Annotated in this window: 8 protein-coding genes and 1 pseudogene; 2 read left to right on the top strand and 7 right to left on the bottom strand. The window is 41.3% G+C overall.

Translation table 11 applies throughout. From position 1 onward, the window contains the following. Window positions 1–8: 8 nt before the first annotated feature. The 3 genes from ccoN to BUE31_RS19715 form a co-directional block, all read right to left on the bottom strand. Entirely contained in the window at window positions 9–2132 is a 2124-nt protein-coding gene (ccoN, locus tag BUE31_RS19705; protein WP_073405527.1) for a cytochrome-c oxidase, cbb3-type subunit I, read from the bottom strand. A gap of 84 nt (window positions 2133–2216) precedes the next feature. Continuing rightward, complete coding sequence (gene ccoS, locus BUE31_RS19710; protein WP_073405528.1) at window positions 2217–2378, bottom strand: cbb3-type cytochrome oxidase assembly protein CcoS; 162 nt, start codon at window positions 2376–2378, stop codon at window positions 2217–2219. Next, a complete protein-coding gene (locus BUE31_RS19715; protein ID WP_234997870.1) occupies window positions 2375–4783 on the bottom strand; it encodes a heavy metal translocating P-type ATPase in 2409 nt (802 codons plus the stop codon). Before BUE31_RS19715 ends, ccoS begins: the two co-directional genes overlap by 4 nt. A gap of 116 nt (window positions 4784–4899) precedes the next feature. Between BUE31_RS19715 and BUE31_RS19720 the strand changes: the two genes are divergently transcribed. After that, window positions 4900–6660 carry a hypothetical protein gene (locus BUE31_RS19720; RefSeq protein WP_073405529.1) on the top strand — a complete coding sequence of 587 codons (1761 nt, stop codon included), beginning with the start codon at window positions 4900–4902 and terminating at the stop codon, window positions 6658–6660. Between the two features lie 75 nt (window positions 6661–6735). On the opposite strand, the gene BUE31_RS31130 is transcribed toward BUE31_RS19720, so the two are convergent. From BUE31_RS31130 to BUE31_RS19735, 4 genes are all read right to left on the bottom strand, one after another. Beyond that, window positions 6736–6879, bottom strand: a complete 144-nt coding sequence (locus BUE31_RS31130) for a hypothetical protein (protein WP_159440713.1) — start codon at window positions 6877–6879, stop codon at window positions 6736–6738. A gap of 705 nt (window positions 6880–7584) precedes the next feature. Continuing rightward, complete coding sequence (locus tag BUE31_RS19725) at window positions 7585–8322, bottom strand: LytR/AlgR family response regulator transcription factor (protein ID WP_073405530.1); 738 nt, start codon at window positions 8320–8322, stop codon at window positions 7585–7587. A gap of 308 nt (window positions 8323–8630) precedes the next feature. After that, window positions 8631–10337 carry a sensor histidine kinase gene (locus BUE31_RS19730; RefSeq protein WP_073405531.1) on the bottom strand — a complete coding sequence of 569 codons (1707 nt, stop codon included), beginning with the start codon at window positions 10335–10337 and terminating at the stop codon, window positions 8631–8633. Window positions 10338–10424: 87 nt separating this feature from the next. Continuing rightward, on the bottom strand, window positions 10425–10793 hold the full coding sequence (locus BUE31_RS19735) for a helix-turn-helix domain-containing protein (RefSeq protein WP_073405532.1): 369 nt from the start codon (window positions 10791–10793) through the stop codon (window positions 10425–10427). An 814-nt stretch (window positions 10794–11607) separates the two neighbouring features. Here BUE31_RS19735 and BUE31_RS19740 point away from each other — a divergent pair. Then, window positions 11608–12896 (top strand): annotated as a pseudogene (locus BUE31_RS19740) (hypothetical protein); the annotation flags it as partial.

A 12896-nucleotide genomic window follows, 5' to 3' on the forward strand; every position in this document is an offset into this window, starting at 1 on the left:
GATAGTAATTATTTGGTGGTTGTTTTATTTACTTTGATATCCATTCCCAGCCTTTGCAGGTAAGCGGTAATGGCTATTATCTCTTTCCTGCTCGAAACCTTTATATGGTCTGTAGCAAGATTGGCAGCAATGCCCTTTGCCTGTTTATCCAGTTCACTATTGGCGATTTTTTCATAGCCCAATGGATAGGGTACACCTAACTTCCGCATCGCATTAATTTTTGCAATAGTTGTGGTGGTGTCCAGGTCCTGGTTTATCAACCAATCATAATCCGGCATAATACTTCCGGGCGACATTAAACGCGGATCCAACAGGTGGTTGTAATGCCATGCATTCGGGTATTTGCTGCCCACCCTCGCTAAATCGGGACCTTTTCGTTCAGATCCCCATAAGAACGGGTGGTCATATACAAACTCCCCGGCCTTGCTATACTCGCCATACCGCTCAGTTTCTGACCTGAAAGGTCTCACTGTTTGTGAGTGGCAGTTAACACAGCCTTCACGGATATACAGATCCCTTCCTTGCAATTCCAATGGAGTATAGGGCTTAACACTTGATATAGTTGGAATATTAGATGCGATGGTTAAAGTAGGCATGATCTCGATAAACGACCCAATCAGTATAACAATCAGCGCAGCGATCATAAACTGGATCGGTCTGCGTTCCAGCCTGCGGTGCCAGCTTTTTTCCTGAACCATTGTACTTACGGATTGCAAAGGCATAGCCTGTGCAGGCTCATTTGCCAGCAGTTTACCTTGTAATGCAGTACGGGTTAAATTATAAGCCATCACAATTACACCGGTAAGGTACATGCTGCCGCCTAACGAGCGGGTAACCCACATCGGCACAATTCGCAGCACTGTTTCTAAAAAATTGTATTTGAGGAGGCCTTCGGGGGTAAACTCTTTCAGCATTAGGCCCTGGGTGAAACCAGCCCAATAAAGCGGGATCACATAAAACAGGATCCCTAATGTGCCTATCCAGAAGTGGAATGAGGCCAGTTTTTTAGAGTAAAGTTCAGTCTTATAAATCCTTGGGATCAGCCAGTATAAGATAGCGAAGGTTAAAAATCCGTTCCATCCTAAAGCGCCAACATGAACGTGTGCAATGATCCAGTCGGAAAAGTGTGCAATGGCATTTATTTGTTTCAGCGCCAGCATAGGGCCTTCAAAGGTGGCCATGCCATAAGCAGTTAAGCCAACCACCATAAATTTCAGGATCACGTCATCACGCACCTTATCCCAGGCGCCGCGTAATGTTAACAGTCCGTTAATCATACCACCCCAGCTTGGAGCTATCAGCATAATGGAAAACGCAACACCCAATGATTGGGCCCAGCCCGGTAAAGTGGTATATAATAAATGATGCGGCCCTGCCCAGATGTAAATGAAAATGAGCGCCCAAAAATGCAGGATACTTAATTTATAAGAATAGATAGGGCGGTTTGCCATTTTAGGCAGGAAGTAATACATCATCCCCAAATATGGTGTGGTCAAAAAGAACGCGACCGCATTATGCCCATACCACCACTGTACCAATGCATCCTGTACACCAGCGTAAACCATATAGCTTTTCCAGAATGTTACCGGTATTTCAACAGAATTAACAATGTGCAGCACCGCTATGGTAACAAATGTGGCTATGTAAAACCAAATAGCCACATACAAGTGCCGTTCCCTCCGCTTAAATATGGTACCGAACATATTCCAGCCAAAAACCACCCATATAATAGTAATGGCAATATCTATCGGCCATTCCAGCTCGGCATATTCATGCGAGGTAGAAAAGCCTAAAGGTAAGGTGATCAAAGCGCTGACTATGATCAGCTGCCACCCCCAAAAATGGATGGCGCTCAGTTTATCACTATACATTCGTGCTTTAAGCAAGCGTTGCAGAGAATAATATACGCCCATAAAAATGGCGTTTCCTACGAATGCAAAAATCACGGCGTTGGTGTGCAGCGGCCTGATCCTGCCGAACGTAGTATACTGGTTATGCATATTTGCGCCCGGATAATATAGCTGTATGGCAATCAGGAGGCCGATGCTCATGCCGGCAATCCCCCAGATCACGGTTGCGATACCGAAGTTCCGGACGATCTTGTTGTCGTAGTAAAATTTTTCAGGCTGCATAAAGTGTTTCTTTTTATGGTTGTAAAATTAGGGTGCTCTGTTTTTCGGGAGAATGATGACCGTTCGTTAAAAAAATGACGATTATCATTTTTCAGGCGGGGTCTCCTCCGCTTCATCCAGCAGCATGCGCATTGATGGCGTATACAGGTCGTCGTTCTGGCCGCTCCTTTGCGCCCAGAAAAAAGCGCCTAAAAAAATCAAAGCAAGCAATACGCTGCAGCCGATCAAAAAATAAAGGATGCTCATATTAATTTTCTCCGTTTTGCCGCAAAATGCGTGGCCAGGCTTGTAAATGAGATGATGGTCACAGTGCTCACCGGCATCAGGATTGCTGCTGTTAACGGAGATAGTTTACCGGTAATGGCGTAGCTAAGCCCGATTAAATTATAGGTAAGAGAGATGAGGAACGAAAAATGAATGATGTTAACCGTATCCCTGGAGAACCTCAAAAATACAGGGAGCAGGTGAAACGAGGCGCCATCAAGGATGGCATCGCTTCCCGGCGAAAAGTTGTTTACATTATCGGTTACGGCTATGCCGAGGTCGCTTTGTTTTAATGCGCCGGAATCGTTGAGCCCATCACCTATCATCATTACTTTATTCCTGTTAGCCTGCAGGCTTTGAATAAAATCCAGTTTTTGTTGAGGCGACTGGTTAAAATGCATATTAGCTTTAAATCCAAAAAACGGCAGGAGAGACGGCAGTTCCTGATCCTGGTCGCCTGAAAGTAAATGCAGTTGATAATCGCGCTTCAGCTCTGTTATCTTTTCTAAACCTTTACGATAATGCTGTATGAACGAGAAATAGCCCAGGTATTTTCCGTCAATCATGATATGTACCTGTGTAAATGGCAATAACATTATTGAAACCCCTCTTATAAATTCCTCACTGCCTATCCGCACCTTCTGAAAGTTTACTTCCGCTGATATTCCCTTGCCAGTGATCTCTTTGTAGTTATAAACGTCCCGACGTTCCTCGTTGCCCAGGAAAACGCAGATCATCCGACTAAGCGGATGTGCGGAATTCATACAAACACTATATATCAATTGCTTTTGGTCAATTGTCAAGTCAGCTTTTAGCTCGATCCTGCTATCACTTCCATTCGTGATGGTTCCTGTTTTATCAAGCACAATAGTATCTATAGCGGCAAGCTGCTCCACAACCGCGGTATTTTTTAGATAGAACCGATTACGGTCAAAAACACCTAGCGCCGCCGACATAGTAAATGGCGTACTTAAGGCCAGAGCACAAGGGCAGGCTACAATCAATACTGCTGTGAATGCTGCAAGTCCTCTTCTAAAATCAGTGGGTAGCCAAAAAAGGAAGGCAGCGAAGGCGATGGTTAACAGGGCAATGGTGAAATATTTACTCACCTTATCATTAAAAGTTTGCATCCGGTTGTCCTGCTTACGGGTAAATGCCTCATTGTTCCAAAGCTGGGTAAGGTAACTTTGTGAAACGGGCTTTATCACCTCGAGTTCGATAGCTTCACCAGTCTGTCGGCCACCGGCATAAATGATCTCGCCTAAAGTTTTGCCGACCGGGATGGCCTCGCCCGTAACAAAGCTAAAATCAACCAGCGCCTCGCCTTTTAATAAAATGGCATCAGCAGGGATGATCTCATTATGGCGGATCACCATACGGTGCCCGGTATGGAGCTGGGATAAAGGAACAGGCCGTTCTGAACTGTTTTCTATAATTTGTACAGCAACCGGGAAAAATGAGCGATAATCCCGCTCAAAAGAAATGTGGTGATAAGTTTTCTTTTGTACAAATTTCCCAACCAGTAAAAAAAACACCAGTCCGCAAAGTGTATCTGCAAACCCGGCTCCACTCCTGGTAACTATCTCAACAACCGAACGGATAAACAACACCCCGATTCCCAACGCTAAAGGGAAATCAATATTTAAAACCTTATTGCGCAAGTTTTGCCAGGCGGATATAAAGTAGCCGCTCGCGCTGTAACATACAACCGGCAAAATAAAAAGGATGTTAAGCAGCCCAAAGAAATATTTAAACGACCGTTCAGCAACCGACATGCCAAAATATTCAGGGAAGCTGAGCAGCATCACATTGCCAAAACAAAACCCGGCAACCGCTATTTTGCTAACCAGGTTATCCTTTGTTGCTGCGTTTTGCTCTTTAATAATATCCTGCAGGCTGATCAGCGGTTCGTAACCGATCTCATCCAACAGCTCCACCACTTGCTGTAAACTGATCTGCCGGTGATCAAACCGGATGTTTAATTGCTTTTTTAGAAAATCAACCCGGCTATAATGGATGGCAGGATTAATTTTATTTAATTGTTCCAGCAGCCAAAGGCATGAACTGCAATGGATCTGGGGAATATAAAAGGTAATTATCGTTTTTTCCTGGTCTGTATAATCAATCAGCTCGCTGATGATAGTTGGCTCATTTAAATAATCAAACCGCTTATCGATACGTTCACGGGAGGCTCCGGGGTGATCATTATAGGTGTAATAGCTACAAAGTTTATTTTCAGATAATACCTGGTAAACGCCTTTACAGCCGTTACAGCAAAAGCTTTTTTCATCAATGCTGATGCTTACAGTATTGCAGTCATCACCGCAATGATAACAGGTCGTTTTTTCAAGGATCGTGCTTCCCGCCATGCTTATTTTTCTTAACATCCAAAGCTGCCGGGTTTGAGGAAATTAAAGAATGATCAGAAAACGCCTAAAATGTGACCTTCGTCAATTTTCAAACAAAATAGCCTGCGTAGGTTTGACTAATTAAAATTGATAACATGAGCCACACCTTCCATATTCCTGTATTAGGACTAGGTTATTCCATTGATACGCCGCTTAAGGTTTCCCGTTATGGCATTTCTTCCGTGCTCTCCATTGTTGATGATGAGCTGATTGAAAGAATGCGGGAATACCATTCAGAAAATAGCAATGAAGCTTATACAGCCATTGCCAAATCCGAGCCGGACAGCAGAGCAAAACGAATCACTGCTTATCTTAATTTATTGGCGGGAACCATCAATCAGCAATTTGAACAACTAAAAGGCCAGCTATTTGAAGCCGGGACCGATTTGTGCCGGTATTTTGAGCTGCTTCCCGAAAAAGCGCTGTTAAGACAAGGCTATGACCTGATGATGGAATATCCGGATAACGAGCGAAAAACCATTTTTCAGAATATACTGCGCCAGCGGATGACCAAAGGGTCGATTGACGTTAACATCATGTCAAAAGTGGATAAGATGAATTTTACGGCTGAAGGGGAATATACAGGGAGCGAAAATACAGATGCATTAGCGGCTTTACGCGGTTTTGCAGAGAGTGACCTTGAATCTGCAGTTATTTTATCAGCAGGTATGAGCCCAAGGTTATATAGTTACCTCGAAACATTTAATGACTTTTTTCCGGATGAAACCGGTAAACTGCGTAAAAGGATAATTTTAAAGGTGAGTGACTTTCGCTCGGCTCTTATCCAGGCCAAATTTCTGGCTAAAAAAGGTTTGTGGATCTCAGAATTCAGGGTGGAGTCGGGCTTGAACTGCGGCGGGCACGCTTTCGCAACAGACGGCTTCTTATTGGGGCCGATACTGGAAGAGTTTAAAGAAAAAAGACAGGAAATGGCTGATGAGCTTTACCCGCTATACCTGGGCGCTTTAATAAACAAAAATATTTCCTGTGATCAGATGCCGGAGCAGCGCTTAAGCGTTCAGGGCGGCATAGGCACTGCCGTGGAAAACGATTTCCTGATGGAGTATTACCACTTGGATGCCACCGGTTGGGGGAGTCCGTTTCTTCTTGTACCCGAGGTAACCAACGTAGATGAAGAAACTTTGATGCAATTGGCCGGAGCAAATGAGGATGATTTTTATCTGAGCGGCGCATCGCCGCTGGGCATACTATTCAATAATTTTAAGCTTGCATCAATGGAAAAACAACGGGTTGAACGTATTGAAAGCGGGCGTCCGGGCAGTCCCTGCACCAAAAAGTACTTGTGTACTAATACCGAATTCACAGAAAAACCTATCTGCACTTCATCAAGAGAATACCAAAATTTTAAAATTAAACAATTGCAGGCTTTATCGTTACCTGAAGTTGAATACCAGGAACAATTTGATACCATAACTGAAAAAATTTGCCTTTGCGAAGGTTTATGTTCTGCCGCATACCTGAAATACAAGATTAGTAAGCCCAAAGAAAATACCGCAGTATCAATTTGTCCCGGCCCCAATATGGCGTATTTCTCCAGGATCTATTCGCTGGAAGAAATGGTAAACCATATTTATGGCAGGCTTGACCTGTTGGAAAACATCAAACGCCCACACGTTTTTATCAAAGAACTGAACTTGTATATTGATTACCTGCAAGCGGATCTGGAGAAGCATGCGAAGAACCTGAATGATAAGAAAAAAAAGCACCTTGATAAATTTAAGGCGCAACTTCAGGATGGGATCGCTTATTACAAGCAGCTTTTTAAAGAATGGCCTGAAGGGTGCGCGAGGGAGCTGGGCATATCCGAAAGAAAGCTAAACTGCATCTCCATATAGATAATAAGCAGAAAGTTTTCCATTATGCTTCACGATTAGAGTGCTAATTTTGCTCAAACCCGGGGACCAGCTAATTTAAACGTTGCTTATCGGCCTGTAAAGTGTTTTAACATGATATAATGCCCTTTTAAGCTTTGTATCCAGGTGATTGATGTCTTTATAGGTAATTAGCACATCGTCCTGCATTTCGCAGGTGTAATGTGTTTTGTAAACAGCCAATGGTTATGCAATCTGTTTTTGTTATAAATCGAATCAAAAAATTTATAGGCTTAAATCAGCGATTAAACGCAAATCAGCCAGAAAATAGTTCGAAATTTGTACAGTAGCCAGCACAAAATTTTAACACTGTGTTATGATAATGTGAAGATATTCAAGAAGTTTTTGTGGAAGCCTTCGGATTAATTTCTGAGGGCTTTTTTTTTAACAGCCTAATAGTTGACAACTATGAACAATTGAAATCACGAAGGCTTTTATTGCAGCAATAATTTCAACTGACAAGTCGCTAACTTACAAAAAATCAATCATTTAGCAATATATCAATAGCTTAAACCGGCAAACTCTGCCACAAAGCCCCAAAAGGCATAAAATGGAAAATCATGAACCTCTGTACAGGTGTCACAAATGCAGATTAGACTGTTAATGTGAAGAAAATCAGTTGTTTTCATTCAATGTGTAATCATGTATTGCAAAACTAAAATTCGGTGCGGTTGATTTGGATATTTAAAGAAAATTACCTGAATTTTAACTACTGGTTTAGTTATAACGCCCGGTTGGTTTTAAACACCCCTGTTTATTATATTTGGAGATTAACGATATCGATTGTCTTTTCTACAACTGCAGGATGATTCGAACGGCGTAATAGGTATTTACTTTGTCGGTATCATATTTTGCTGCATTAAGTTTCTTTAGTGGAAAGTAGCAGTATTAAAACCAATGATCTATAAATTTCTTAAAATCTTCCTTATATTGACTGCTTACAGGTATCATAGACTTACCTATTTTTACCGTTGTAGTCGTAATGGAATCTATCTTATCCAGCGAGACAATGAAGGAGCGATGGATACGTATAAAGGAGTGAATCGGTAGTTTTTCCTCAATTTTTTTCATTGTGGTGAGTGATTTGATATAACCATCAACGTTTGTTGCATAGATCTTAACATAATCCTTAAATCCCTCAATATAAAGTATATTTTTAAGATAGATCTTTATCAGTTCGTATTCTACCCTTAAAAAAATAAAGTCGTTATCCGTATAGTCTACCTTACTGAGCGCTTTATTATTATGGCCATGCTCAATTAGGCTTTTAGCCTTATAAGCGGCATTAATAAAGTCGTTGTATTCAACTGGTTTTAGTAAGTAGTCAATGGCTTTGACTTTATACCCTTCAAGAGCATAACGCTCATATCCCGAGGTAAAGATTATGCGGGGGCTATTATCCACGCTTTTACTGTTAATTATCCTGGCCAGTTCAATACCACTAAGCGCAGGCATGTTAATGTCTAAAAAAACCAGTTGTAGCTCCTCGTTTTCTAAAGCATTCAATGCAGCAGTTGGGTGATTAAAATGGGAAATAAGGTTTAAAAAAGGAGTTTGATTTACAAAATCACAAAGATGGGATAATGCCATCTCATCGTCATCAACAACTAAACAATTTATGGGCATAAAATAATTTGTTAAAGAGTATTTTCATAGATCTATCGGATCAGTGGTTTCAAGGAGTTTGGTCTAAATTGTTAGCAGAGAGTTTCGTATAAAGTAAATGGTGATTTTTATAAATAAACACTAAAATGTTTGAAATATATGAGAATTTTATAACAAAAACAACCATATAGTTAAAAAAAAATAATAATTGTTCTGCTTTAATGTTTTAATGGAAATTTTTAATCGTTTAAATTAATAAATCAAGACAAATATTTATTAATTTAAAATATATCTACATCTACTTAACATCAACAGCGAAACAAACCGTCTTATTCGTAAGGAATATAAAAACTAAAGGTACTGCCCTTCTCGATCTCGCTTGTAACGCTAATTTTTCCTTCCTGGATCTCTATTAATACTTTACAGAGGTATAGGCCAAGCCCGGTTCCTATTTTCCCCCCGGCTGAATTTGTTTGATGGTATTTTGAAAACAAGTTAGCCTGTTGTTCCGGGCTTATGCCTTCGCCTGTGTCAGTAATGTCAACATACAATATGTAATTACCCTTAATTGCTAATAGCCTGGCCTTTATTGTTATGCCTCCAATCCTGGTGTACTTAATAGCATTGCTTAATAAATTAAATAAAACTTGCTTTAGCCTTAACGCGTCACCTAGCACAACAACATGTTTGTCGCCCTCAAAGTGGCAATCAATTGTGAGGTTTTTTTTAATGGCGCCGTACGCTAAACTTTCTATTACCTCGTCAAATATAAAATCAGGATTAAACGGGGCATTGTTAATCTTAAATTTTGAACTTTCCATTTTTGCGGTATCCAGTGTATCGGTCAATGTATGCAGCAACATGTCTGATGAAAGTCTTATAGATTTCAGCATATCTTTTTGCTTAGGTGACAGATCGGATTTACTGAATGCATGCAAAAAGCCCTTGATAGCTGAAAGCGGGTTGCGAACCTCATGGCTCATGTAAAGCAATAAATCCATTTTTTGCTGAGCCATTATAATCGACCGTTCATTTTCCATACGTAAAATAGCTTCAGACTGGTTAAGCTTAACTATAAACCCAATAAGCAAAACGGCAAATGTCAATATCATAAATATAGCCACCATGAAAAATTTATTTATCAGCAGGGCAGTTTCTTTGTAACTTTTAAAAGTGGCGTATTTAAGCTCATATTCCATTTTATAATTGATTTCCCTGGCATCGTTTATAATACCTTCGAGCGCATTGCTGACCCCAATGTTAATCGCAATTAATTTTCTTTGCGCATCCATCATCTTTTTGTTGTTCTGCTGCAACTGTTTTAATTTTTGCACATATACATTTTTATCATTTACAATGATTTTCTGTGTAACGGAATCAACAACTTTACTGATACGGTTATGATTGATCTCTACAGCATCATTATTAGCGTCTTTATTGACAATGGCATCTTTTATCCGGCCAAAAAAAGCTCTTTTCTTATTGGGTTTAACTTTCCTTACGGTATCATTATAATCTTTAAGGCTTATTTTAAGTACATGAAAAATTAAGTTATTAACGGTGAGGGCTTTATTTTTTGTATAGGCTTCAAGATCGGTCGTCAGAAGAGAATCAAAGGAGTGTTTGATGATATATAATTTGCCAGACAATTGCAGCTTTTTTCGATACCAGTTCCACATCCTGGTGCGCTGTTCAAAAGATAGTTCCGTAGTATCTGCCTTTTTTTGGATAATTGAATCTATTTCAGCAAAAGCCTGCAACAACTTTTCCTTATAGGCAGTTATATGATATGCTGTTTTCTTATCGCCTTGATCTAAAAAGGATTCCTGGAAACTGTCTTCCGCCTGGCGGAGCAGCAATAGAGCGTGGTTTGGCTGAAATTGATCAAGTTTAACGCTATCCGATAGTTTTGATAAATGCTTCAGCTTCGTGGATATGGAGCCATGTAAAAAAAGAGCCGATATAGCAATGATAATAGCAAATGCTGCAAACGCAAGAAGTATTTTTCTTGATGAAATATGGGTATTTACTTTCATTAAATAAGCGAGTTAATAATCCTTTAATTAGGGTATTTAAGGTTTTTTAGACAAAGTGAGAATAGTTAATTTTTGATATTGGATTAGCTATTTGCCTTTGTCTTGGATTTGTTCGTACAGCTCGATTATCTTTTTCCGTAAATTTATAATTTCCCTTTCCCTATGGGCAAGCTTCTTTTTGAGTATGCTCAAATGTAAATTCGGGGCTGAATCTGTCTTTCCGTTTTTCGCATCCAGCAGTTCGGCTGCAGTAATCTTATAAACGCAGGAAATTTGTTCCAGGCGGGATAAGGAAATATCAGTAAAACCGGTTTCAATTTTTGAAAGTGCTGGAATAGAAATACCCAGGCGATCGGCCAAATCTTTTTGGCTCCATCCGTTTTTTTGGCGCAAAATTTTAATGTTTTCGTATAGGGATTTTCGCGTTGTTATAGTAATAGATTCTTCCGCAGTCATTTGTCGAATATATTGATTGATTTAAAAAGAAGTGTAGGTGTTTAGTAAAAACTGAAAGATTTTCTTTTCTTTCAATCGTCAATTTCTGTGTCTAAACGGGCATTATAACCATATTAATGGTTAAACATCCTGTAACTTTTTTAAAAATCCAAATGGAGTACTCCATAGATAACCAACGGATACAGTCAACGTAAATTTATAAATGATCGGGTTGAATTAACTATTCATCGGTTAGAAATGGAAGTTGACCGATGAAAAATAAGTAAACGACAAGCTGTTTAACAGAATCGCACCAGTATTTTAACTTGCATAATAAAAAGTAAGGTTTAAGGCAAGAATTGTGATGTAATCATTAGTATATCAGTCTGTTAACAGTTTTTAATTATTATTTATTCTTGTCTTTTTTACATTTATTTTTTTTTAAGATAGTTTTCCACATTTTCTTTTAAAGAAAAAATACTCTTTATGCACCATTGTCAGCAGCTTTTTGGTTTCTGTCGTCATTATTATATTATGTGTCGAAACTAGTATAAAGCCTGCGTTTCATTGCAGTTTCTTTGTAGTGTAAGAATTTTGTTACCGCGCAATAAATTTTCAAGGTAACAGAATTATACTAATGAAGCATTTAATGATAATCTCTTAGGGCTTCGGAAAGTTTTGGCAGCTTTTATTCGTGTTTGTTGCCTTGACGCTAAACCTTAACACTGTCTTAAAACAACGGTTTGATAAATCTTGATGAACAAATAGATTAATAGCAAATGGTTATTGCTATTGGCGTGATTAAAACTGTTGGAATTAACAAAATAAATATAAGATGAAAAAACACCTACTCCTGAGCCTGGCATCTATGCTGTTCGTGTTATCTCTTGCTGCCCAGCAAAAGGTAAAGGACGGAACTGTATTAAACGGTAACCTGCCTAACAAGGATGCTTTACTTGAATTGGAAACCAACAACAAAGGCTTTCTGATAGCAAGGGTTGCATTGGCCCAAACTACGAATCCTGCGCCGTTAACGGCGCATGTCGCCGGTATGATGGTTTATAACACAGCCACAAATGGCGATGTTATCCCTGGTATTTACTACAACGATGGTACCAAATGGGTAATAGGCAGGGGCTCAAACGGGACACTTATCATTGATGCAGAACCAGGTAAAACGGGTACTCCGGGCACTCCCGGGCAGACCGGAGGCCCCGGGGCGGGTACTACAATTGTGACCAATGATAGTGGTACATGGGTATATAATCCAACCACTAATACCTGGACAAATATAAATGGGCCGGCAGGCCCTCAAGGCCCCATCGGTCCAACTGGTGTGGCCGGTCCGGCTGGTGCAACAGGAGCACAAGGTCCGATAGGTTTGACAGGAGCCACCGGTGCCGCAGGAACTAATGGAGCGGACGGTGCAACAGGCGCTACTGGTGCACAAGGCCCGATAGGCTTAACCGGAGCCACTGGTGCAGCAGGAACTAATGGAACAGACGGTGCAACAGGTGCTACCGGCGCGCAAGGCCCGATAGGCTTAACCGGAGCCACTGGTGCAGCAGGAACTAATGGAACAGACGGTGCAACAGGTCCGGCAGGTGCAACGGGTGCAACCGGTGCTCAAGGCCCGATAGGTTTAACTGGTGCCACCGGCGCGGCAGGGACTAATGGAGCAGACGGTGCAACAGGTCCGGCAGGTGCAACGGGAGCCACTGGAGCGCCAGGTCCGATAGGTTTAACCGGAGCTACAGGTGCAGCAGGAACAAATGGAACAGACGGAGCAACAGGTCCGGCAGGTGCAACGGGAGCAACCGGTGCCCAAGGCCCGATAGGCTTAACTGGTGCCACTGGCGCAGCAGGAACTAATGGAACAGACGGTGCAACAGGCGCTACCGGTGCCCAAGGCCCGGTAGGCTTAACAGGAGCTACAGGCGCTGCAGGGACTAATGGAGCGGACGGAGCAACAGGTCCGGCAGGCGCAACGGGAGCAACCGGTGCTCAAGGCCCGATAGGTTTAACCGGAGCCACTGGCGCAGCAGGAACAAATGGAACAGACGGAGCAACAGGTCCGGCAGGTGCAACGGGAGCAACCGGTGCCCAAGGCCCAATAGGTTTAAC

Source organism: Mucilaginibacter sp. OK098 (assembly GCF_900142915.1).
Lineage (GTDB): Bacteria > Bacteroidota > Bacteroidia > Sphingobacteriales > Sphingobacteriaceae > Mucilaginibacter.

What these genes read in the sequence shown, in the direction of transcription:
- BUE31_RS19735 (WP_073405532.1), bottom strand. Translation starts at nt 10,793, where the DNA reads ATGACTGCGGAAGAATCTATTACTATAACAACGCGAAAATCCCTATAC.
- BUE31_RS19715 (WP_234997870.1), bottom strand. Translation starts at nt 4,783, where the DNA reads ATGTTAAGAAAAATAAGCATGGCGGGAAGCACGATCCTTGAAAAAACG.
- BUE31_RS19725 (WP_073405530.1), bottom strand. Translation starts at nt 8,322, where the DNA reads ATGCCCATAAATTGTTTAGTTGTTGATGACGATGAGATGGCATTATCC.
- ccoS (WP_073405528.1), bottom strand. Translation starts at nt 2,378, where the DNA reads ATGAGCATCCTTTATTTTTTGATCGGCTGCAGCGTATTGCTTGCTTTG.
- BUE31_RS19720 (WP_073405529.1), top strand. Translation starts at nt 4,900, where the DNA reads ATGAGCCACACCTTCCATATTCCTGTATTAGGACTAGGTTATTCCATT.
- ccoN (WP_073405527.1), bottom strand. Translation starts at nt 2,132, where the DNA reads ATGCAGCCTGAAAAATTTTACTACGACAACAAGATCGTCCGGAACTTC.
- BUE31_RS19730 (WP_073405531.1), bottom strand. Translation starts at nt 10,337, where the DNA reads ATGAAAGTAAATACCCATATTTCATCAAGAAAAATACTTCTTGCGTTT.